The 23,673-nt window shown below is 59.8% G+C and carries 19 protein-coding genes; 14 read left to right on the top strand and 5 right to left on the bottom strand.

The genetic code is table 11. From position 1 onward, the window contains the following. The first annotated feature begins 66 nt into the window (after positions 1-66). The 5 genes from IMCC20628_RS14720 (at position 67) to IMCC20628_RS14740 (ending at position 5,329) form a co-directional block, all read left to right on the top strand. On the top strand, positions 67-1,056 hold the full coding sequence (locus IMCC20628_RS14720; protein ID WP_047030847.1) for an ABC transporter ATP-binding protein: 990 nt from the start codon (positions 67-69) through the stop codon (positions 1,054-1,056). Beyond that, complete coding sequence (locus tag IMCC20628_RS14725; RefSeq protein ID WP_047030848.1) at positions 1,053-2,009, top strand: ABC transporter permease; 957 nt, start codon at positions 1,053-1,055, stop codon at positions 2,007-2,009. Before IMCC20628_RS14720 ends, IMCC20628_RS14725 begins: the two co-directional genes overlap by 4 nt. Next, the gene (locus IMCC20628_RS14730) at positions 1,999-2,814 is read left to right on the top strand and encodes an ABC transporter permease (RefSeq protein WP_047030849.1); all 816 of its coding nucleotides are present in this window, start codon (positions 1,999-2,001) and stop codon (positions 2,812-2,814) included. The genes IMCC20628_RS14725 and IMCC20628_RS14730 overlap by 11 nt, the downstream gene beginning before the upstream one ends. Before the next feature lie 17 nt (positions 2,815-2,831). Next, a complete protein-coding gene (locus IMCC20628_RS14735) occupies positions 2,832-4,259 on the top strand; it encodes a gamma-aminobutyraldehyde dehydrogenase (RefSeq protein WP_047030850.1) in 1,428 nt (475 codons plus the stop codon). A 176-nt stretch (positions 4,260-4,435) separates the two neighbouring features. Next, on the top strand, positions 4,436-5,329 hold the full coding sequence (locus IMCC20628_RS14740) for a LysR family transcriptional regulator (RefSeq protein WP_047030851.1): 894 nt from the start codon (positions 4,436-4,438) through the stop codon (positions 5,327-5,329). 381 nt (positions 5,330-5,710) lie between these two features. Here IMCC20628_RS14740 and IMCC20628_RS14745 read toward each other — a convergent pair whose 3' ends face one another. The 3 genes from IMCC20628_RS14745 to IMCC20628_RS14755 all read right to left on the bottom strand — a co-directional run bounded on the left by IMCC20628_RS14745 (position 5,711) and on the right by IMCC20628_RS14755 (position 9,025). Next, positions 5,711-6,502: an ATP-binding cassette domain-containing protein gene (locus IMCC20628_RS14745; protein ID WP_047030852.1), complete on the bottom strand. Its 792-nt coding sequence runs from the start codon at positions 6,500-6,502 to the stop codon at positions 5,711-5,713. An 11-nt stretch (positions 6,503-6,513) separates the two neighbouring features. Further along, entirely contained in the window at positions 6,514-7,785 is a 1,272-nt protein-coding gene (locus tag IMCC20628_RS14750) for a sugar ABC transporter permease (protein ID WP_047032606.1), read from the bottom strand. A gap of 211 nt (positions 7,786-7,996) precedes the next feature. Continuing rightward, complete coding sequence (locus IMCC20628_RS14755; RefSeq protein WP_047030853.1) at positions 7,997-9,025, bottom strand: substrate-binding domain-containing protein; 1,029 nt, start codon at positions 9,023-9,025, stop codon at positions 7,997-7,999. Between the two features lie 351 nt (positions 9,026-9,376). Between IMCC20628_RS14755 and IMCC20628_RS14760 the strand changes: the two genes are divergently transcribed. The 5 genes from IMCC20628_RS14760 to IMCC20628_RS14780 all read left to right on the top strand — a co-directional run bounded on the left by IMCC20628_RS14760 (position 9,377) and on the right by IMCC20628_RS14780 (position 16,017). Beyond that, entirely contained in the window at positions 9,377-9,802 is a 426-nt protein-coding gene (locus tag IMCC20628_RS14760) for a hypothetical protein (protein WP_047030854.1), read from the top strand. Between the two features lie 103 nt (positions 9,803-9,905). After that, a complete protein-coding gene (locus IMCC20628_RS14765) occupies positions 9,906-11,138 on the top strand; it encodes an ROK family protein (protein WP_047030855.1) in 1,233 nt (410 codons plus the stop codon). Further along, positions 11,135-12,586 (top strand): di-heme oxidoredictase family protein, encoded by a 1,452-nt coding sequence (locus IMCC20628_RS14770; RefSeq protein ID WP_156174525.1) that lies wholly within the window; start codon positions 11,135-11,137, stop codon positions 12,584-12,586. The genes IMCC20628_RS14765 and IMCC20628_RS14770 overlap by 4 nt, the downstream gene beginning before the upstream one ends. Continuing rightward, a complete protein-coding gene (locus tag IMCC20628_RS14775) occupies positions 12,583-14,226 on the top strand; it encodes an ASPIC/UnbV domain-containing protein (RefSeq protein WP_082128151.1) in 1,644 nt (547 codons plus the stop codon). Before IMCC20628_RS14770 ends, IMCC20628_RS14775 begins: the two co-directional genes overlap by 4 nt. Positions 14,227-14,388: 162 nt before the next feature. Further along, complete coding sequence (locus tag IMCC20628_RS14780; protein WP_047030857.1) at positions 14,389-16,017, top strand: long-chain-fatty-acid--CoA ligase; 1,629 nt, start codon at positions 14,389-14,391, stop codon at positions 16,015-16,017. A gap of 74 nt (positions 16,018-16,091) precedes the next feature. Here the strand turns inward: IMCC20628_RS14780 and ugpC are convergent, their stop codons facing one another. Together ugpC and IMCC20628_RS14790 are read right to left on the bottom strand one after the other, a co-directional pair. Beyond that, complete coding sequence (gene ugpC, locus IMCC20628_RS14785; RefSeq protein WP_047030858.1) at positions 16,092-17,177, bottom strand: sn-glycerol-3-phosphate ABC transporter ATP-binding protein UgpC; 1,086 nt, start codon at positions 17,175-17,177, stop codon at positions 16,092-16,094. A 65-nt stretch (positions 17,178-17,242) separates the two neighbouring features. Next, positions 17,243-18,013, bottom strand: coding sequence for an IclR family transcriptional regulator (locus tag IMCC20628_RS14790; RefSeq protein WP_047032608.1), 771 nt, complete (start codon positions 18,011-18,013; stop codon positions 17,243-17,245). Positions 18,014-18,445: 432 nt separating this feature from the next. Here IMCC20628_RS14790 and IMCC20628_RS14795 point away from each other — a divergent pair, with 432 nt between their 5' ends. From IMCC20628_RS14795 to IMCC20628_RS14810, 4 genes are all read left to right on the top strand, one after another. Beyond that, entirely contained in the window at positions 18,446-19,636 is a 1,191-nt protein-coding gene (locus IMCC20628_RS14795; RefSeq protein WP_245307949.1) for an extracellular solute-binding protein, read from the top strand. A gap of 109 nt (positions 19,637-19,745) precedes the next feature. Further along, positions 19,746-20,678, top strand: coding sequence for a sugar ABC transporter permease (locus IMCC20628_RS14800; RefSeq protein WP_245307785.1), 933 nt, complete (start codon positions 19,746-19,748; stop codon positions 20,676-20,678). Continuing rightward, positions 20,678-21,526, top strand: coding sequence for a carbohydrate ABC transporter permease (locus tag IMCC20628_RS14805; RefSeq protein ID WP_047030860.1), 849 nt, complete (start codon positions 20,678-20,680; stop codon positions 21,524-21,526). The genes IMCC20628_RS14800 and IMCC20628_RS14805 overlap by 1 nt, the downstream gene beginning before the upstream one ends. A gap of 1 nt (position 21,527) precedes the next feature. Beyond that, entirely contained in the window at positions 21,528-23,672 is a 2,145-nt protein-coding gene (locus tag IMCC20628_RS14810) for an alpha-galactosidase (RefSeq protein WP_197078307.1), read from the top strand. The last annotated feature ends 1 nt before the right edge of the window (position 23,673 follow it).

Consider the following 23,673-nt stretch of genomic DNA (forward strand, 5'->3'; position numbering starts at 1 on the left):
CCTGATGTAGACTTGCCTGCAGCCGCTCGCTTTTCGCCGGGCCATCAGGACTGATTTGGACTCTCCATGCCGTATGCTGTCTCATTTCAACAGGTCTCACGTCACTTCGGGTCTGTTCGCGCTGTCGACGCCGTCGATCTGGAGATCGAACCGGGCGAATTCTTCGCAATGCTTGGACCTTCGGGGTCAGGAAAGACAACCTGCCTGAGACTGATTGCCGGCTTCGAGCAACCGACGGCCGGACATATCGAGATTTTTGGAGAGACTGCGGAAGGCGTTCCGCCCTACCGGCGCAACGTCAACACCGTGTTTCAGGATTATGCGCTGTTTCCGCATCTCAACGTGGCAGACAATGTGGCCTACGGACAGATGATCCGCGGCGTCGGCAAGGCTGAACGTTTACGCGAGGCCGAGGCTGCGCTGGAGATGGTCAAACTGCCTGGTTACGGGTCCCGCAAGCCCGGGCAATTGTCCGGCGGCCAGAGGCAACGGGTGGCGCTGGCGCGCGCCTTGGTCAACAAGCCGAAAGTGCTGCTTCTCGATGAACCGCTCGGTGCGCTGGATCTCAAGCTGCGCGAGCAAATGCAGGAAGAACTGAAAGTTCTGCAAAAGGCACTCGGCATCACCTTCGTCTTCGTCACTCATGATCAGGGCGAAGCCTTGTCCATGGCCGACCGGATCGCGGTTTTCAATGAAGGCCGGATCATGCAGACCGGCACGCCCGAAGATATTTACCGCCGCCCGAAAACCCGTTTTGTCGCCGATTTCGTCGGCTCCTCCAACGTGCTTCCTCCCAAAATCACACAACAACTCGGCGGTCCTGCGGAATGGGCCAGCCTCCGGCCTGAGGATATCCGTCTCGGCACGGATTCCGGCCACGAAGCCCAGGTCACCGGGACAAGCTTTCTCGGCAGCGCCACCCGGGTGACGCTGGATCTGGCAGGCGAAAAGATCAACGTGCTTCTGCCGTCCGGCTCCGATGTGCCGGAACAGGGCACCAACGTCCGGTTCTCCTGGGAGCCTTCTGCGCTGCACCTGATGGGAGCGGATGCATGAGCACCGCAACGCTCCAGCCTGCGGCCATATTGCCTGGACGGGGCGGACTTGGTGGCGCGCTGTCGGACGCATTCTGGCGCAACCCTAAGCTTTTGCTGTTTTTGATGCTGACACCGCCACTGCTGTGGCTCGGGGTGATTTATCTCGGCAGCCTGTTTGCGCTGCTGATCCAGAGCTTTTTCTCGATTGATGAGTTCTCCGGCATGGTGGTGCGTGAATTCACGCTGAAAACCTATGGCGAGCTGCTGCGGCCATCCAATCTCGACATCATCGTCCGCACCGTCACGATGGCAGGGCTAGTGACCATTGCGTCAGCCATCATCGCTTTTCCGATCGCCTATTACGCCGCGCGCTATGCCCGCGGGCGCTGGAAGGTGGTGTTCTATCTCGGCGTGATGCTGCCCTTGTGGTCGAGCTATCTGGTCAAGATCTATGCCTGGAAACTGATCCTCGCCAAGGAAGGCATTCTCGGCTGGGTGTTTGCAAAGCTTCATCTGACATTTCTTCTCGACGCCTGGCTTTCACTGCCGGTTGTCGGCGGCAACTCCCTGTCGGTGAGCCCGACTGGCACATTTCTCGTCTTTGTCTATGTCTGGTTACCTTTCATGATCCTGCCGATGCAGGCAGCACTCGAGCGGGTGCCGAAAAACCTGCTCGAAGCCTCGGCCGATCTTGGCGCCTCGCCCAGCCAGACGTTTCGCAATGTGCTTTTGCCGCTGGCGCTGCCGGGCGTGATTGCCGGGTCGATCTTCACATTTTCGCTGACACTGGGCGATTACATCATCCCTCAGATCATCGGCACCTCGCACCTGTTCATCGGCATGGCTGTCTACGCGCATCAAGGGACGGCCGGCAACATTCCGCTGGCAGCGGCCTTTACCGTGGTGCCGGTGGTGATCATGGGCATCTATCTGTGGCTGGCCAAACGTGCGGGAGCATTCAATGCGCTCTGACAAGCAAAACCGCACGCCCATGGGCCTGAAAATCGCCGCCGGCATCGGCCTCGCCTTCCTGCATCTGCCAATCCTGCTGATCTTCCTCTATGCGTTTACCACCGAGGAGAAAAGCTACCAGTTCCCTCCCCCGGGGCTGACGCTGAAATGGTTTGCGGTCACCTGGAACCGGCCTGATGTCTGGGAAGCGCTTGGGCTTTCTGTGCGGGTTGCCTCGATCTCGACAGTGGTGGCGCTGACGCTGGGCACCTTATGTGCAGCCGCCATCTCGCAGACAAAGTTTTTCGGGCGGGAAGCAATTTCGTTGCTGGTGATCTTGCCGATAGCCCTGCCCGGCATCATCACCGGTATCTCGCTGCGCTCGGCCTTCAACCTGGCCGAAATCCCGTTTTCGTTCTGGACCATCGTTCTGGGTCACGCCACCTTCTGCGTCGTCGTGGTCTACAACAATGCAGTGGCGCGGTTCCGGCGGATGCAGGGGTCGCTGATCGAAGCCTCGATGGATCTTGGCGCTGACGGTTTCCAGACCTTCCGCCATGTCATCCTGCCCAATATCGGCACAGCACTTCTGGCCGGCGGCATGCTTGCCTTCGCTCTGTCATTTGACGAGGTGATCGTCACCACATTCACCGCCGGCCAGCAGGCCACGCTACCGATCTGGATGCTTGAAGAACTCGTGCGCCCCCGCCAGCGCCCGGTCACCAATGTGGTGGCGATGGTGGTGGTGCTGGTGACCTTCCTGCCCATCCTTGCTGCCTATTACCTGACCCGGGACGGAGACCAGATCTCCGGACAGGGCAAATAACACACGGGAGAAACGCCATGGACACCCAAATGCTGATCGGCAATCGCTTCGAGGCCGGCACGGAAGCCGAAGAGAAAATCTTCAACCCGCGCACCGGCGAGACCATCCTCAACCTGCCCGAAGCTTCCTCGATCCAGATCGAGGCTGCAGTCAATGCCGCCGAAAAGGCATTCGCCACATGGTCCCGGACCACACCGGCGCAGCGCTCCGGCTACCTGCTCAAGATCGCCGACCGGATCGAAGCCGAAGCCGACGGTTTCGCAGCGCTGGAAGCGCTCAATTGCGGCAAGCCGATCAATGCGGTGAAAAACGACGAAATCCCGGCGATTGTCGATTGCTACCGGTTCTTCGCCGGTGCGGTGCGCTGCATGCCCGGCACGGCTGCGGGCGAATATATGGAGGGGCACACCTCGATGATCCGCCGCGATCCGATCGGCATCATTGCCTCGATAGCGCCGTGGAACTACCCGCTGATGATGATGGCATGGAAGCTGGCGCCGGCAATCGGCGGCGGCAACACAGTGGTCTTCAAACCCTCCGAGCAGACACCGCTGACTTCGCTGAAGTTTGCCAAGATCCTGGCCGACATCCTGCCTGAAGGTGTGGTCAACGTCATTCTCGGTCGCGGTGAAAGCGTCGGCAATGCCCTGATCAATCATCCCAAGATCAGCATGGTCTCGATAACCGGCGATGTCGCTACCGGCAAGAAGGTGCTGCAGGCGGCTGCCAAATCGGTCAAGCGCACGCATCTGGAACTGGGCGGCAAGGCACCGGTCATTGTGTTCGATGACGCCGACCTCGACGCTGTCGTCTATGGGCTCCGCGCATTCGGCTACTACAATGCCGGGCAGGACTGCACAGCAGCCTGCCGCATCTACGCCGGACCGAAGATCTACGAAAAGCTCGTCGACAGGTTGGCGAGCGCCGTTTCTACCATCAAGTATGATCAGGCCGATGATGCCGAAAACGAGATCGGTCCGCTGATTTCCAAACGCCAACGCGACCGAGTGGCAAGCTTTGTCGAACGCGCCACAGAAATGAAGCACATCGAAATCGCCACCGGCGGCAAGCCGGGCGATGGCAATGGCTATTACTACCAGCCAACCCTGATCGCCGGCGCGCTGCAGACCGACGAGATTGTCCAACGCGAAGTCTTCGGCCCTGTGGTTTCCGTGACCCGGTTCTCCGATGCAGACGAGGCCGTCACCTGGGCCAATGATTCCGAATATGGTCTGGCTTCCTCGGTCTGGACCAAGGACATTTCCAAGGCGATGACCTGTGCGGCGCGATTGCAATATGGCTGCACCTGGATCAACACCCACTTCATGCTGGTCAACGAGATGCCGCATGGCGGCATCAAGCAGTCGGGCTATGGCAAGGACATGTCGATGTATGCGCTTGAGGATTATACCGCTGTACGCCACGTGATGATCGCTCACGGGTAGAAAGCTTTGCACCCGCCGTGCGGTGCAATCGCGCGGCGCGCATTCCGGGGCGGTCTTGACCGCCCCGGGGCAATGCCGCAAAACCGGATGACGAGGCGTGGCCATCGGCGCACGACGATCTGGATCAGGGGCGGCTTTCCCCTGCCTTCCGCCTCCTCACTGAAAGCGGCAATGGCATGAACTGGGATGACATAAGGGTTTTTCTGGCTGTTGCCCGCGCGGGACAGATCCTGGCCGCGGCAAAACGGCTGGGCATCAATCACGCCACTGCAGCGCGACGGATCACCTCGCTCGAAACCGCGCTTGATGCACAACTGATCGTGCGCCGCACCAATGGCTGCGGCCTGACCGGCGAAGGCGAGGCCTTTCTGGCCCATGCCGAACGCGTCGAAGCCGAGATGCTGGCGGCACAAGCCAGCCTAGGCCGCACCGACAGCGCTATTTCCGGCACCGTGCGGATCGGCGCGCCGGATGGGTTCGGAGTTTCCTTTCTGGCGCCGCGGCTTGGCGCTTTGATCGCCAAACATCCGGACCTGCGGCTGCAACTGGTGCCGGTGCCGCACAGCTTCTCCCTTTCGCAACGCGAAGCCGACATCGCCATTACCATCGAACGTCCCGCAGAAGGCCGCTTGGTGGCCCGCAAGCTTGTTGACTATTCGCTGTCGCTCTACGCCTCACGCGGCTATCTCGAGGCCCACGGAACTCCGGCGCATACCGATGATCTCAAGAGCCACCGGTTGATCAGCTATGTGGAAGATCTGATTTTTTCGCCTTCGCTGCATTTCACCCGTGACATCCTGCGCAACTGGACGGCGCAGTTCGAAATCTCGAGCGCCACAGGGCAAACCGAAGCGGTGCGCTCAGGCGCCGGCATTGCCGTGCTGCATGATTATATCGCCGGGCTCGACCCGGATCTGGTGCGGTTGCTGCCCGAGCACCGCATCGAACGGTCCTACTACATGGTCTATCATGAATCCGCCCGCGATCTGGCGCGGGTTCGCACAGTGGCAGATCACATCTCGACGGTCGCGCATGAGCACAAGGCCCGGTTCTTCCCGACCGACAGATAGAGAGCTCGCAACCGTTCGAGCGGCCATCCAAGACGGTGAAAAACAAAACGCCTGCCAGATTGAAACCTGGCAGGCGCTTTAATGTCGTCGTGATGTCCAAACCGGTGCTTGGGAGGAGGATCCCGGTTCCGATCATCTCGACTTATGCCATGCCGAATTGGGAGGAGGAGGAGTTCGGCGTGGCGTTGAGACCAATATGATACCATTCATGCTGCATTGCAACAACTATTTTGAGATTCTTTTATCTTTTAGTAAACTTCGGTAAATTCTTGTTATTTTGTGTGTTTTCCAAGCTCGCAAGCTTCAGGGATCGTTCCATTTGAACGCCAATATCGCAACGCAACAAAAAACCGGAGCAGATAGCCCCGGTTTTGCGTCTGATCAGGCGGATTGCAGAGCGCCCGGCCCCGGTATCGCACCGGGGGGACATTTGCCCATGATGATCATGCCCAGGACTTCGTCCTTGGTAACATCCGAAGTTTTGGCGTGGCCGACGATCTGGCCATTCTTCATCACGCTGACGCGGTCGGCGAGATCGAAGACATCGTGAATGTCATGGCTGATCAGGAAAATACCGAGACCTTCCTTTTTCAGCTGCTTGATCAGATCTGCGACCTGTTCCGTCTCCTGCGGGCCGAGCGCTGCAGTCGGTTCATCCATGATCAGGATGCGCGCATTGAACAGGATTGCCCGGGCAATCGCCACCGACTGACGCTGTCCGCCGGACAATTTGCTGACCGGTTCCTTGAAGCGCTGAAAGTTCGGATTCAGACGCCCCATGACCTTGCGGGCCTCGACTTCCATGGCAATATCATCGAGCGTGCCCCAGGCGGTCTGGAGTTCGCGACCAAGATAGAGATTGGCCGCAGCGTCGACATTGTCGGCGACTGCCAGCGTCTGATAGATCGTTTCAATGCCATAGCGTTTGGCGTCGCGCGGGTTGTCGATCTGGGCTTCCTTGCCCTCGATGAAGATCTGGCCGGAGTCGCGCTTGTAAGCACCCGACAGGATCTTGATCAACACCGATTTACCGGCTCCGTTGTGACCAAGCAATCCAACCACTTCTCCGGGGAAAAGGTCCATTGAGACATGGTCCACAGCCTTGATGCCGCCGAAGGCAAGTGAGATATCCCTGAGTTCGACCAAGGGCGTCGTTTTGGAAATGTCTGACATGATGGTTCTCCCTACTTCGCCCGGCGTCGGTACATGGTGTCAACCCAGACGGCGAAGACGAGCACGCTGCCCACCACCATCTGCTGAATAGCGGCATCAAATCCGATCAGCACCATCCCGGTCTGCAAAGACTGCATCACGATCGCACCCAGGATAGCGCCGTAGATGGTGCCAACGCCGCCAGCAAAGGATGTGCCGCCAATCACAGCCGCCGCGATCACGTAAAGTTCGTCAAGCGTGCCGAGATTGTTGGTCGCCGAATTTAGCCGGGCACTCGCGATCACAGCCGACAATCCGCACATCAATCCCATCAAGGCGAAGATCTTGACCGTCACCCAGCGGGTGTTGATGCCGGCAAGTTCGGCGGCTTCAGGATTGCCGCCAATTGCGAAAACGTAACGCCCGAAGCGGGTCCGCGAGGTCAGGAATGTCATGAATATGCCGACCCCCATCAGAATCAGAACCGGAATGGCAAACCCGTGCGAGATGAAGATCTCCTTGGCCGGCGTCTGGATGTTGTTGGCCTCGGCATATTGCCTGACGATGCCGATCGGCCAGGGATAGGAATTGACCAGAAGCACGAAACCGATGGTGACGCCACAGCCGACCAGTCCCAGAAAGACTTCTGCCCACATCGGTCGCAGCGGAAAGGCGTAGTGATTGCGCTGACGCCGACCAACAACCAACAGGGCGATGATGCCAATACAAATCAGAATGCCGACAACCCAGCTGCCTGTCGATCCGATGGCGCCATAGGGGCCACCACCCAGCAGCGTAAAGGTGCTGTCTACCGGTGAAATTGTTTCGCCGCGGGCCAGCAAAAAGGCGGCGCCGCGCCAGACCAGCAAACCACCGAGAGTGACGATGAAGGCCGGTATGCCAAGATAGGCAATCAGGTAGCCGTGAAATGCGCCGATTGCAGCGCCGATGAGCAATCCGCAGATCACCGTGATGATCCAGATCATCGGATGCCCGAGACCGAGATATTCCGGCAGGATCCAGACCTGGATGATGGCCATCATCATGGCACAGAATCCAAGGATCGAACCGACGGAAAGGTCAATGTGGCGTGTGACAATCACCAGCACCATGCCGGTCGCCATCACGCCGATGGACGCTGTTTGAACCGAGAGATTCCAGAGGTTTCGTGCCGAAAGAAAGGATCCACGTCCGAGAACGATCTCGCCATAGAGATGAAATCCAACCCAGATCGTGATCAAGGCCGCTATCATGCCAAGCAGCCGCACATCGACTTCGGTGGCACGCAGGAACTTGGAAAAAATCCCCTCGTTCTCAACGCGACCGGCGCCTACAGTTGTCTTTGTCGTTGATTGGCTCACCGGGACTCCCCCATCCTCAAGCAATTGTTCTCCCGCGGGCGGCTAAAATACCCATCCGACGCGGTCAACTCCCCTGCCCCAAACCTTGCCGGTAAAGAGCAACCTGCGCCGGCGAAGCTCGCCGACGCAGGACAGTGTCAGTACTGATGATTGATCAGCAGCCGTTTACGCCGTCCATGGCGCCTTCGCAGACCTTGTCCTTGGCAATATGTCCGGCTTCGATGACAACGTTGATGTTGTCCTTGGTGACCGGTGTTGGCGCAAGGAAGATGGCGTTCATCTCAACGCCATTGGCGCCGCCGGACCACTTAACAGCACCCGGAATTTCGGTCATGGACTTGCCCTCAGCAAGCATGCCTGCGATGTCGCCAGCGGCTTTGCCGAGTGCGCGTGCATCCTTCCAGACCGAAACGGTCTGAGTGCCACGGGCAACGCGGTTGAGCGCAGCATGGTCACCATCCTGGCCACCGACCGGGATGTTGAGACCCTGTGCGGCAAGCGCTGCGATAACGCCACCGGCCATGCCGTCGTTTTCCGACAGAACCGCGTCAACATTGTTGTCGGCTGCGGTCAGGATCTGCTCCATGTTCTTCTGAGCATTGTCCGGCTTCCAGCCATCGGTGAAAGCTTCTCCGACGATCTTGATCTTGCCGGCTTCGACATCCGCGCCAATGACTTCCATCATGCCTTCAAGCAAGAAGAGTGCGTTCGGATCACCCTTGTCGCCCTTGATGATGGCATAGTTGCCTTCAGGCTGCTGAGCCTTGACGGTTTCGGCAATGATGCGGCCGACGCCCTTGTTGTCGAAAGTCAGGTAGAAAGCGCGATCATCTTCGATCAGACGGTCGTAGCCAAGCACCGGGATACCTTCGGCATCGGCTTTGTCGACAGCAGCGCCAACGGCGCCGGAGTCAACGGACAAGATCACGAGGGCGTTTGCGCCCTGGGCGATGAGGCTTTCCACATCGGTCAACTGCTTGGCGGCCGAAGCCTGCGCATCAGCAGAGATATAGGTGTCGCCATTGGCTTCGATAGCTGCCTTCATGGCGCCTTCGTCAGTCTTCCAACGCTCTTCCTGGAAGTTCGACCAGGAAACGCCGATTACCATATCCTTGGCAAAAGTTGCCGTCGACATGGTGAGCGCGATAGCCGATCCGGCCATCAGATAAATAATGGATTTCATGTTGTCCTCCCAAGGAAAATACCTGCCGGACGGAGCCTCCCCTGCCCGGTCAATGCTCAACTGCACGAGCGCCAAACAAAAGGCAAGCTTTTTCTCGACACTCGAGAAAATAAGTGGCAGGGTTTTTCTGCGCTGTCAACTTGACTCGATGGAGGTGAGCAACGAGACGCAACAGTGCAAGGGAGAGAGGTGGCGAGACAGCATGGTACATGCGCTCGCCCGAGGGAGAAGGCATGGTGGAATTCCTCAATCTGGAAAACGCCGTGACAAAACGGGACACCACTTATGTGTAGTGCGTCGACGCACATGTCAGGCAGCAAAGAGCCAGGCAAACGATCTGCAATTGGTTGCATGGCAGCCGTAGTTTCGTGCCTGACCCTTTGTGCCGGCGCAACGGCGGGCCATGCACAAACCGGGTTGAATGAATATGCGGACAGACCAGGTCTCGCCGGGCCAGAGATGCGCCCGGATGATGTTGCGACCTGTCGGACCCTCGGTGCATCCCTGGAAGGATTTGATACACCGGAAACGCGCACGGACCTCTGGGTATCGGGACCGCTGACCCTGATCCAGACCGATGAGGTATTATGGTATCTCGTTATCTGTGATGAGCCTGGCATCCGGGTTATGTGCGTAACCTACTCCGACAACGACATGCAGCTTGGCGACACGGTGGTGCTCGCCGGCGCGCTGGAAATCCAGGATGAAACCCACGTCGTTCTCGATCCCTGCCTTGCCTCACCAGGCACGGGCGAGCACGGAACGGCAGAACAATGAGGCTGCTGTCTGCGCCTTGCCGCGAATGCCCGAGCGCACAATGGCGGGGATGGGGGCATTGGAGTCCCCGGATTGAAAGCAATGACGATCGAGTTCGCCACCAATGCTGACCAAGTCCAGCACCGAGCTCATACGCCAGCAGAACCGTGCACTCGTACTGGAAGCTCTGCGCCGGCAGAGCGGACAGGCCCACACTGATCTGGCACTTGCGACGGGGCTCGCCTCCGCGACTGTCTCGGCGATAACCCAGGGGCTCGAGAACGAGCGCGTGATCGAGCGGTCCGAGGCGCCGCCCGCCGGCGGGCGCGGACGGCCGCGCATTCTGTTCCGGCAGCGCCGCGCCGCAGCCTTTGCCGCCTTTGTCCGGATTTCCTCGGATATGTTTCAGTATTCCATGGTGGACTATTCGGGGACGCTGATCGACCGGATCGAGGAAAAACGCGACGAGACCGGTCAGAGCGTGGAAGCCTTTGCTGACGACATTCGCGCAGCCCTTCAGCGTCTGACCAAACGAACCGGGGTTTCGCGCGACGACCTGAAAGCCATATCGGTGTCATCAAAAGGCCTGGTGGCGGACGACAATACCTCCTTGCTGTGGTCACCGGTGCTCGGCGGTCAACAGGTCGACATGCGCAAAATGCTGGAAACCGATTGGCGCGCCAAGATCACGCTAAGCCACGAGAGCCTGTTGGTGGCCAGTGCCCTGCACACTTCGCTGAGCCAGGAAGCCAGCCATCCGATCCCGCGTCTCGCCGCATTGTCGCTGGGTCACTCCATCGGCCTTGGTGTCGTGCACGCCGAGACGTCCGTGGCGCCGCTGACCCGAGCCCCAGGATTTGGCCACATGATCCACACCCATGGCGGCGCACTGTGCCGCTGCGGATCGCTCGGCTGCATCGAGGCCTATGCCGGATTCTACGCGATACTGCGGACCGCGTTCGAGGTGCCGCCCAATACCATCCCGGCGAGCTTCGTGCCGTTCAGCGAAGTCCAGAAAATTGCCGTGCTGGCCCGCCGGGGCGACCGGATGGCGGAATTCGCCTTCCGTCAGGCAGGGACCGCGCTCGGCAATGGACTGGCCCGGCTGATCAGCCTTCACGGCAAGATGCCGATTGTGTTCACAGGTCCTGGAATACGCTTTCTCGACCTGATGCGACCGGGCATTGATCTGGGTCTGTCGGCATCTCTGGGGGTGCGGATTGAAGGTCCGCCCGAGATTTCAGTTTCAGCCGACGAAGAGCGACTGGTCTTCGAAGGCCATCTTAATCACACAATGGCGGCGATTGACCGCGATGTAATTGCGCCCAAAATATCGGGGCAAGGGGGAGCCGAATGACGAATTCGAGAATGCGAGGACGATGGGGAGGTCAGCTTGCTGGGGTCCTGGCGTTGAATATCGGTCTGATCGGGGCCTCAATCGCGCCAGCGCCTGCAAACGAGCCGTGGGCTGAACGGACTCAGGCACTCGGCGTGATCGGGGACATGCCGACCGGCGTCCTCTCAGAACAGGATCTGACAGCGCTCAGAACAGCTGGCGAAGCGCTGTTTGGCGCGCACTTCACCACGCTGGACGGCGTCGGCCGACCACAGGCGACCCAGGCAATCGACCCCACCCGAAGAAAGCACCCGCGCGAACAGATCTTCATGCGCACGGCCGGTCCTGATGCCGGATCCTGCTTCTCGTGCCACAACCAGCCCGCGATTGGCGGCGCCGGTGATTTCGTTGCCAATGTCTTTGCTTCGGAAGGTTTTGAGAGCGCCGATTTCGATTCGCTTGACCCTCAATTCTCCAGCGAACGCGGCACCAACCATATTTTTGGCGCCGGACTGGTGGAACTGCTGGCGCGCGAAATGAGCCTCGAACTTCAGTCCGCCCGCAATGAGGCGCTTTCGCAAGCGCGTGCAGGCGGCACCACTGTGCGGCTTCAACTGGTTTCCAAAGGGGTGGAGTTCGGCTTCATTTCCGCGGACGCGGATGGCTCCGTCAACCTCGATGAACTCGATGGCGTCGACACCGATCTGGTCATTCGCCCCTTCAGCCAGAAGGGCGTGATGACCTCGCTGAGGCAATTCACCATCAATGCGCTCAACCAGCATCACGGCATGCAATCTGACGAACGCTTCGGTGCGCGCTGGACCGGGTCGGATGATTTCGATGGCGACAACAAAACCTCCGAAATTTCCGCCGCCGATGTTTCGGCGCTGGTGGCCTGGCAGGCGACACTGCCGGTCCCGGTCCGCAAGCTTCCCGAAGTGGATGGCTGGGCCGAGGCCGCAGCCCATGGCGAAGCTGTCTTCGATGATCTGAGCTGCACCACCTGCCACCGCCCTGCCCTGCCGCTGGAAAACCTTTCATTTGCTGACCCGGGACCGTTTGATCTGGCAGGCACGCTGAACGACCGGCAGGTAGGTGCAGCAGCGGTCTACGATATTGCCTTGATGGATTGGGCCGAGGGCCTGCCCCGCGACGATCAAGGCCGCGTCCTTGTACCCTTGTTCGGCGACCTCAAGCGCCACGTCATGACCGACAACCAGATCGATGCGCTTGGCAATGAAATTCTGTCGCAACGTTTTGTCGACAGGAATATTTTCCAGACCGCTGAACTGTGGGGGATCGGTTCAACCCAGCCCTACGGGCACCGAAATGATTTCAGCAGTCTCGCTGACATCATTCTCGCCCATGGTGGATCCGGACGGGTTGCCCGCGATGCCTATGCTGCCGCCCCCGACGCCGACAAATCGGCACTGATCGCGTTTTTGAAAACCCTGGTGATTGTCCCATGATGCACACACGCACACTCCTGACCCTGGGCCTCCTCTGGCTCTCGGCCTCACCGGTTTTGGCGGGCGCCAGCTTTACCGCCGATGTGCCGATCCTGCACGAGGAAGCCGCCGCCGCTGGCATCATCCACAGCTACACCGGAGGCTGGGAATTCTTCGTCGGCGGTGGCGCCGCCAGTTTTGACTGCAATGGCGACCGCCTTCCCGACCTGGTGTTGGCCGGCGGAGCCAGCCCGGCCCAGTTTTTTGTCAATGAGAGCAAAGCCGGCGGGGCGCTGGCCTTCAAGCCGATCGAGACCGGGCTGGAGCCGGAAGACCTCACCGGCGTGCTCGGCACCTATCCGCTGGATATCGACAATGACCGGCACATGGACCTGGTGCTGCTGCGGCTGGGTCGCAATCTGGTACTCAAGGGCGGCGCTGATTGCCACTTCGAAAAGGCCAACCGTGCGTTCGGATTTGACGGCGGGCGGGCATGGTCGACGGGGTTGGCGGCGACATGGGAAAAAGACAGCACGTTCCCCACAATCGCCATCGGTAATTATGTCGACCGGTCGGCCCCGGGAACACCGTTTGGAACCTGCGAACCCAACCAGTTGCTGCGTCCTCGGCCGGTTGCCGAGCCCGACTATTCAGAGCCGTTGCGTCTGGAGCCGGGCTATTGTGCCTTGTCAGTGCTGTTTACCGACTGGAACCGCACCGGGCGGCCTGATCTGAGGATCACCAATGACAGGCAATATTACCGTGGCGGCGAAGAGCAATTGTGGGAGATGACCGAGGGACGGCCGCCCCGGCTTTACACCGCATCTCAAGGCTGGCAACGGCTGACAATCTGGGGAATGGGAATCGCCGAAACCGATTTCGACGCCGATGGCCTGCCAGAATATGCGCTGACATCCATGGGTGACACCAAGCTTCAGAAGCTGGATGACGAGGGCGGCGAGGACCGCCCGACCTATCGCGACATCGCCTTTGAAATGGGCGCCACTGCACAGCGGCCCTACACCGGCGGAGATCCGAAACCATCGACCGGCTGGCACAGCCAGTTCGCCGACATCAACAATGACACCATCACGGATCTGTTCATCGCCAAGGGCAATGTGCAGGCGATGCCGGATTTCGCCCAGTTCGATCCGGACAATCTGCTAATGGGCGGATTTGACGGCGTCTTTCACGAAAAGGGCGCGGAAGCCGGAATCGCGCTCGATACCCGTGGGCGCGGTGCGGTTGTGGATGATTTCAACATGGACGGCATGCTTGATCTGCTGGTTGTCAACCGCGAGCACCCGGCAAGCCTGTTCCGCAACCTCGGCGCCAAAACGGCTTGGGGCAACCGGTCCATGGGCAATTGGGTGAAAATCGAGCTGGACAACGGCAAGATCAATCCATCCGCAGTCGGATCGCTGATCTCCGTGCGCACCGGAACGCGCACCCAGACCCGCCGCATTCAGATCGGTGGCGGCCATGCCTCGGGCCAGGCCGGCTTCACTCATGTCGGGCTTGGCGTCGCCGAACGCGCAACCATCCGGGTGCAATGGCCGGACGGTGAGTGGAGCCATCCCTACCGGGTGTTCGCCGACCAGCATGTCCGAATAATCCGTGGCGAAGCCAATGCCCGCTACTGGTACCCGGCGCCACAATGACGCCGGTCGCTTTTGCAACTCGACAATCACCCGGAGAAGAGTTGCCCGGCCGCGCCGGGCAAACATCAAAACCCGCCTGTCCTATAGTTTCGAGTTGTCGCAGCCCTTGATAAAGCCCTATTGTTTCAGACGAGGAAGAGGACGAAATCAAAGGGGAGTAATATGCTTGGAATGATGCAGGACTGGCCGCTGCTTTGCCACAAGGTGATCGACCATGCCGCAACCTATCACGGCCAGAGGGAGGTTGTGTCGCGTTCGGTGGAAGGTCCCTTCCACAGGACCAATTATGCAGAGGTTCGCGGCCGCTCGCTGAAACTTGCGCAACGGCTGGACCGGGATGGCTACGGCGTCGGCGACCGAATTGCGACGATGGCCTGGAACACCTGGCGGCATCTGGAGAGCTGGTACGGAATCCTGGGAATCGGGGCGATCTATCACACGCTCAATCCAAGGCTTTTTCCCGATCAGATCGCCTGGATCATGAACGACGCCGAAGACAAGATGCTGTTTGTCGATCTCACCTTTGTCAAACTGGTCGAGATGATCGCACCGAAAGTGCCGAGCCTTGAGCGGATTGTGATCCTGACGGATGATGCGCATATGCCGGAAACCTCGCTCAAGAACGTGGTGTCTTACGAGAGCTACATTGCCGAGGCAGACGGCGATTTCGCCTGGGTGGACTTCGACGAGAGGACCGCTGCAGGCATGTGCTATACATCCGGCACCACCGGCGATCCAAAGGGCGTGGTCTATACCCACCGGTCCAATGTGCTGCATGCCATGGCAGCGCTTCAGCCCGACATGCTGAACCTGTCGTCGCGTGACCGGCTGATGCCGGTTGTCCCGCTGTTTCACGCCAATGGCTGGTCCACGGCCTTCTCCGCTCCGATGGCCGGCTGTGCAATGGTGATGCCGGGCGCCGGGATGGACGGGGCCTCGATCTACGAAATTCTCACCAAAGAGAAAGTCACGATCACCGCAGCGGTGCCCACCATCTGGCTCATGCTGCTCCAGCACATGGAAAAACATGGCGGTGACCTGCCTGATCTGACTCGCGTGGTGATTGGCGGCTCGGCTTGTCCGCGCGCGATCACCCAGGCGTTCCAGGATACCTACGGGGTTGAGGTGATCCACGCCTGGGGTATGACGGAAATGAGTCCGCTTGGAACAGTATGCTCGGTAAAGCCGGACTATGCCCATCTTGAAGGCGAAGACAAACTTGACCTTCAGGCCAAGCAGGGCCATCCGCCGTTCACTGTCGAGATGAAGATCACCGATGACGAGAACCAGGAACTGCCTTGGGACGCAAAGACCTTCGGCCGGCTCAAGGTTCGCGGCCCGGCGGTCTCATCAGCCTACTACAAGGGACGCGGGGCCGAGCAGTTTGACGCGGACAACTGGTTTGATACTGGCGATGTTGCCCATGTTGACCAGCATGGCTACATGCAGATCACCGATCGGGCCAAGGACGTGATCAAGTCAGGCGGCGAATGGATTTCCTCCATCGAAATCGAGAACCACGCGGTCGGACACCCCGAGGTGGCCGAAGCCGCCGTCATTGGCGTGGCTCACCCGAAATGGGATGAACGTCCGCTGCTGGTAATCGTGGTCAAGGAGGGGCTGTCTCCCTCCAAACAATCGCTTCTGGACTTTCTTGAGGGAAAAATCGCCAAATGGTGGATGCCCAACGACGTGGTGTTCGTGGATGAAATCCCGCACACCGCCACCGGCAAGATTTTGAAGACTGCGCTGCGCGATCAGCTCAAGGGCTACGCTCTGCCGATAGATTGACCGGAACAAGTTACAACGAACTGGGCCCGAGAGCAGTTGTGCTTTCGGGCCTTTGTTGTGTGGAACCGGAGCGCTCAGCGCAGACGCAGGCCTGTTCCGGCTTCGAAAAGAAAAGCGCGCGCCGGATCAAAGCCGGTCTTGAGCACCTCACCTTCGCGCGCATCGCGGTTCTCGCGGATTTCGATGGTCAGCGGCTGCTCGAGGTGCGACCGCGAATAGGCAAAGGATGATCCGCCAAGATGCTCGATGACATCAATCGGCATCGACACCTGGACGCTGGCTGCAGCGTCAAAATGCTCCGGACGGATGCCGAGTTGCAACGCGGCCCCCACTTTCGGGTGTGTGTCGCGAACCGTCATCGGTACGTCAATCGCATCGAGATCATCAAGCCGTACGGTCAGCGTTTCATCGTTTGAACCGGTAACGGTGGCGGGCAGGAAATTCATCCGCGGCGAGCCGATGAAACCGGCCACAAAGGCATTGTCGGGATCATCATACAGTGCCAGAGGCGAGCCTGTCTGCTCGATGATACCGGCGCGCAGCACGACGATCTTGTCGGCCAGCGTCATGGCTTCGACCTGGTCATGGGTCACGTAGATCATGGTGGCGCCGAGCTCCTTGTGCAGCTTGGCGATTTCAAGCCGCATCTGCACGCGGAGTTCGGCATCGAGATTGGACAGAGGCTCATCGAACAGGAACACTTCCGGCTGGCGGACGATGGCGCGACCGATGGCGACGCGCTGGCGCTGACCGCCGGACAAGGCCTTGGGCTTGCGCTTGAGCAACTCGTCGAGATGCAGAATGGATGAGGCGCGACTGACGCGCTCCTTGATCTCTGCTGCCGGATGGCCGGTCATCTTCAGGCCGAAGCCCATGTTCTCCTCGACCGTCATGTGCGGGTAGAGTGCATAGGACTGGAACACCATGGCCACGCCGCGATCAGCCGGTTCGACATGGGTGACGTCCTTGCCGCCGATCGACAGATTTCCACCGGTCGTTGCCTCCAGTCCCGCCACTAGCCGCAGCAAGGTCGACTTGCCGCAGCCCGAGGGGCCGACAAAGACGGTGAATTCGCCGTCCTCGATGGTCAGATCCACACCGTGGATGACATCGACATTGCCGAAGGATTTCTTCACCTGATGCAGTTCAAGTCCAGCCATGACACTCCCTTTCACAACCCCGGCATGTGCCGGCTCCCGCGACCATTCGGCCGCCCATTCAATAATCAGGTACGCGGTCCCAACCGCGCGCCCATATCGTCCATGATCGCCCCGGCGGCATCGCGCACCAGAACGGCCCAGCTTTCGAGCAAATCCGTGGAAATCCGGTAAGCCGGACCGGTGACCGACAGGCCACCGACGAAACTTCTGTCGGCCGAATAAATTGGCGCGGCCACACAGCGGATGCCGGGCTCGTGCTCTTCGCGGTCATAGGCGTTGCCACTGGCGCGAATTTCCTCGATCTCGCTCAACAGCGCTTCCGGTGTGACCAGGGTCGATTCGGTGAAGCGGCGAAACTTTATGGTGGCGACGACGGCGCGCAGATCGGCGTCAGGCAAAGCCGACAGCCCCGCCTTGCCGACGCCGGTGCAAAAGACCGGTGAAGCGTTGCCGATCTGCGAATACATGCGCACTGCCTGGCGGCTTTCGACCTTGTCGAGATAGATCACCTCGCTGCCGCGCAGCACGCCCAGATGGACGGTCTCGCCAGTGAGTTCGTGCAGCACACGCAGATGCGGTTCGGCGATGACGCGGAACTGGTTACCGGCCCAGGCCTTGGCGGCAAATTTCAAAAGTCGGATGCCGACGGAATAGGAATGATCGCGGCCGAGTGACAGCAAGCCCTCTTCGACCAGATTGGAGAGCTGGCGGTGCAGGGTGCCGCGGGGCTGGTTCGACACGGCAAGAATGTCGGTGAAGCGCATCGGCTCATCAGCGGACGCGACAATGTCGAGCACATCGATGGCTTTGCCGAGCGTGCCGGTATCGACACGAATCCGGACCGGATCACCATCGGTGGTACCGGCGACGCCTCTGTGTGTGCTCTGTTCCACGTGCTTCACGCCCTCCCGGCTTTGTGCGGCCCGCCCTGCGAGTGCGGATTTACGCCTTTTGCCAAATTCCCGACTCCTCCACCGGGCTTTCGCCTGTCCAAACCTGAGGCCAGCTGATGTGGCAGCCGGTTTTTCCACCTTGACAAGCTCTACACCATAAGATGATAATTCTAAATAGTCAAATTGAGTTCCGAATATTGGAACTTATATTGACGCTGTCGGGGCGATCTTGGAGGATTGCCTACCCGGCGGGTGCAGCGGCCGGTGTTCACACCCCGCCACCAAGGGAACGGCAGTCTGGTCAACACTTGGGAGGTTATTCATATGAAGCATTCACTCAAAACAACGCTGCTGTGCTCAGCCGCGATCGCCTTGATGGCGACGCAGGCAATGGCCGAACAGCGCACGCTGAAATATTACGCCGATTTCGATCCGGCGCCGCTGGCTGCCTTCGAAGCCGTGATCGCGGAATTCGAAGCTGCCAATCCCGACGTCGATGTGGTGCTGCAGAATTTCGACCACGAGGGCTACAAGACCTCGATCCGCAACTTCCTGTCGGCTGATTCACCGGATCTGGCCAACTGGTATGCCGGCAACCGCATGGCGCCCTTCGTCAATTCCGGCCAGTTTCAGGACGTTTCCGATGTCTGGGCCGACAACAATCTCGGCGAGAGCCTGGCTTCGGCCAAGGGCTCGATGACCATCGACGGCAAGCAGTGGGGCGTGCCCTACACCTATTACCAGTGGGGCATCTACTACAACAAGGACGTCTACAAGCAGGTCGGCGTTGACGTTCCCGCAACCTGGGCCGAGTTCCTCGACAACTGCGCCAAGTTCAAGGAAGCCGGTATCGACTGCGTGACCACAGGCACCAAGGCGTTGTGGCCTGGAGCCGGCATCTTCGACTACATGAACCTGCGCACCAACGGCTATGACTTCCACATGGAACTCACCGCAGGCAAGGTTGCCTGGACCGATGACCGGGTGAAGAACACGTTTGCCGAATGGGCCAAGCTGGTCGAACCTGGTTACCTGACTGCCAACCACGCCGCACTCGAGTGGCAGGATGCAGCATCGCTGCTAGTACAGGGCAAGGCTGCCAACTACGTCATGGGCAACTTTGCCGTGGCCGTGTTCAAGGACGGCGGCATGACCAATGACACCCTGGGCTTCATGACCTTCCCGGAAATCACCCCTGGCATTCCGCGCGGCGAAGAAGCACCGACCGACACCATCCATATCCCGGCCGGTGCCAAGAATGTCGATGACGCCAAGAAGTTCCTGGCTTATGTCGCCACTGCGGACGTGCAGACCAAGCTCAACGAAGCACTCGGCCAGTTGCCGATCAACAACCAGTCGAAGGTCGGCGACGATCCGTTCCTGCAGGCCGGTTTCGAGATGCTTTCGACGGCTGACGGCGGCATCGCCCAGTTCTTCGACCGTGACGCCCCTGCCGAAATGGCCAAGATGGGCATGGAAGGCTTCCAGGAATTCATGGTCAAGCCAGAGAATGTCGATGCGATCCTCGCGCGCCTCGAAAAGGCACGCGCACGCATCTACAAGTAAGCCAATCGACCGGGCGGCATCATCTCTGCCGCCCGGTTTCACTGTTACCGCCTGAGACGTCCGGCAACGCCGGTATTGTTGTGAAGGCGGGCGGCACTGGGAGGCAGCCATGACAGGTTCAGCGACACCGGCATTCGCCGGACCGCAAAGCGACACGCGCGGATTTTGGAAACGAAACCAGCGCGCACTGGCACCGTGGATCTTTCTCGCTCCCGGCATCGCGATGTTCTCGCTCTATGTCGTCTATCCGATCATCGCCTCGATGTGGCTGAGCTTCTACGACTGGGATGGCCTTGGCACCAAGGCCTGGCTCGGCTTTCAAAATTACATCGAACTCTTCGATGACGACGCTTTCTACACCTCGCTCTACAACAACATCATCTGGCTGGTTCTCTACATGCTGGCGGTTCCGGCGGGGCTGTTCGTGGCGCTGTTTCTCAACCAGACCGTCACCGGCATACGCATCTACAAATCGCTGTTCTTCTTTCCCTTCGTCATCAGCCAGGTCGTAGTAGGTCTGATCTTCTCTTGGTTTTATGCGCCTAATTTCGGCCTGTTCTACAATCTGATCGAATGGATCACAGGCACCGGCCTCGCCGTGCTCGCCGACGACCGCTACGTCACCTACGGCATCATCGCCGCCGGTCTGTGGCCGCAGATCGCCTATTGCATGATCCTGTATCTGACAGGCCTCAACACTGTTGCGCCCGACCAGGTGGAGGCCGCACGGCTCGACGGCGCCAGGGGTTGGAAAATGCTCTGGCATGTCATCCTGCCGCAACTCAGGCCCGCCACTTTCATTGCTGTCGTCGTCACCGTCATCGGTGCGCTCAGGTCCTTCGACCTCGTGTCGATCATGACCGATGGCGGTCCCTATGGCTCATCCCGCGTGCTCTCGTTCTACATGTATGAACAGGCGCTGTCGGAATATGGCTACCGGATGGGCTACGGCGCCGCGATCGCGGTCATTCTCTTTGCCATCATGATGATCTTCATCTCTGGTTTCATCTGGAAGATGGTCCGCGACGAAAGGGGCGTGTGATGTTTCCCATTGCCATCGAAAAGGCCTCCCCCGCCACGCAAATTCTCTACAAGCTGGCATTGCCTGTCGCGCTGATCCTCTGGCTGTTGCCGCTGCTGGGTGTCGCCATGACCTCGCTGAAACCGTCGAGCGACCTGGCTGCGGGCAATTATTTCGGGCTGCCGAGCTATCTCGCCTTCTCCAACTATGCCGACGTGTTCACCAATTCGCCGATCGCCAGCTACATCCTCAATTCCTTCAAGGTGACGATCCCGACCGTGATCGGCGCGGTGGCCATCGCCTGCCTGTCTGGCTTCGCGCTGGCCGTCTACCGCTTCAAGATGAACCTGGTGATCTTCTTCCTGTTCGTGGCCGGAAATTTCGTGCCGTTCCAGATCCTGATGGTGCCGGTGCGAGATCTCACGGTGTCGACAGGGCTCTACAACACCATCACCGGCCTGGCACTGTTCCACATCGCCTTTCAGTCGGGATTCTGCACGCTGTTCATGCGCAATTTCATCAAGGGGCTGCCTTTCGAGCTGATCGAATCCGCCCGTGTGGAAGGCGTCTCCGAATTCCGGATATTCTGGTACATCGTGCTGCCGCTGATGCGGCCTGCCATCGCTGCCTTGTCGGTTCTGGTCTTCACCTTCATCTGGAACGATTATTTCTGGGCCACGGTGCTGACCACCAGCGCCGAAACGCAGCCTGTCACTGCCGGGCTCTATTCGCTCAATGGGCAATGGATCGCGCAATGGCAACTGGTTTCGGCCGGCTCGATCATCGCCGCGATGCCGCCGGTGCTGATGTTCTTTCTGATGCAGAAGCATTTTATTGCCGGGCTGACGCTCGGGGCGACAAAGGGATAAAATGAGCAGCGCAGACATGCCAGGCTTCGCGGTCACTCAGGTGTACCGGCTAGATGGACGCGACCGCACGGCCGCCTTCGCCAGCTTTGACAACGGCGTGCCGTGCCTTGTGCATTTCGGCGCGGCGCTGCCGGAGCGCGATGACATCGCTTCGCTGGCGATTGCCACCATCCCCAATGTCGGCGCCGGACAGATCGATCCGTTCCAGCCGCTGACGCTGTGCCCGCTGGCGATCACCGGCTGGCAGGGCCATCCCGGCATGATCCTGCAGAACGCCGATGGTCGTGACTACCTGGCCAATCCGAAGCTGGTTTCGACAGAAGCCGACGGCAGCCATGGAGTTCGTTTCACGCTTGCCGATCGCGGCAAGGCCGCCGGTGTGAAGCTTGTGATCTCGGCCCGGCTCGATCCTGGGACCGGCATTCTGCATCTGCAACAGACGCTGAGCCTGCCGGAAGGGATGAGCTGCAGCTGGCTGGCGGCCCCTGCAGTCCCCGCCCCCACCGGCATGGGGCGCATCATCGATCATTCCGGACGCTGGTGCGGCGAGTTCCAGCGTCAGGAAACCCAATTCCGCACCGGAGCGCATAGCCGTGAAAGCCGCGAGGGCCGTACCGGCCACGCGCATTTTCCCGGCGTCACTCTGGCCTCTACCGCTACCGGCGAAAATGCGGGGGCCTGCCTTGCGGCAACGCTAGCCTGGAGCGGTGGCCACAGGATGCTGGCCGAGGAACTGCCCGACGGGCGCAGACAGGTGCAGTTCGGTGTGCTCGACGATGCTCTGGCGTGCGGCGAAATCATCTCGCCTGAACTGATGCTGGCCTGGTCAGGTGACGGTCTGAACGAGGTCTCCCGGTCATTCCACCGGCATCTGCGCGCCATCCAGGCTCCGGTCAATGCGCGGCGCGGACGTGAACCGCATCCAGTGCATTACAATTGCTGGGAGGCTGTCTATTTCCGCCATTACCTCAGCGAACTCAAAGCCATCGCCTCGCTGGCTGCTGGTCTCGGCGCCGAACGTTTCGTGCTCGATGACGGCTGGTTCCGGGGCCGCAACGACGACACCTCTAGCCTGGGCGACTGGGAGATTGACCGAACAAAATTCCCCGACGGGCTTACCCCGCTGATCGATCATGTTCACAGTGAAGGCATGCGCTTCGGTCTGTGGTTCGAACCCGAAATGGTCAATCGTGACAGCGATCTGTTCCGCGCCTATCCTGGCTACATGCTCGGCCCCGACGACCAGCCCAGCGGCCGCAACCAGCATGTGCTCGACATGGCCAATCCGGCCGTGCGGGCGCATCTGTTTGGCCAGATCGATGCGATCCTGTCGTCGCACGCCATCGACTATGTCAAATGGGACCACAATCGGCCACTGACCGGTGGCGGACCGGAGCAGGCGCGCGGATTCCTCACATTGCTTGGCGATCTGGTCCGCGCCCACCCGGATGTCGATTTCGAAAGCTGCTCCTCTGGCGGTGGTCGCATCGATTTCGGCGTGCTGGAGTTCGCCAGCCGGGTCTGGCTGTCGGATTCCAACGACGCGCTGGAACGGCTTCGCATGCAGCATGAGGCGAGCCGCTGGATTGCACCGGAGGTACAAGGTTCGCATGTCGGCCCGCGCCATTGCCATACTTCAGGTCGGGTGCTGTCGATGTCGTTTAGGGCCTGGGTGGCGGCGCAACGCCACATGGGCTTCGAGATGGACCCGCGCGAATTGACGCCCGAGGAGGCGGCGACCCTCGCGCGCGTCACCGCATGGTGGAAGCTGAACCGCGACTTTCTGTTTTCGGGAGCCCTGTACCGGCTTGAAAGCGACGAGGTGGAAGTGTTCGCGGAGATGACGGTGGACGCTGGCGCGGACCGGTTCATCCTGTTTGCAGGACAGGCGGGAGCATCGGCGCAGATATTCCAGCGGCCATTGATTGCTGCAGGGCTTGACCCGGACGCGGTCTACGAGATCAAACTGGTCAATCCCGAGGATGTGAGCCGCCGCGCCAACCGTCGCATTGTCAACGCTCTACCGGATGGTGGAACAGTGCAGCTGTCTGGCGCATTCCTGATGAACCAGGGGCTCCGCTTGCCAAATGCACAACCAGCCTCGATGACCGTGATTGAAGGCCACCGGATTGGCGCAGGAGATTGAA

Source organism: Hoeflea sp. IMCC20628 (assembly GCF_001011155.1).
Classification (GTDB): domain Bacteria; phylum Pseudomonadota; class Alphaproteobacteria; order Rhizobiales; family Rhizobiaceae; genus Hoeflea.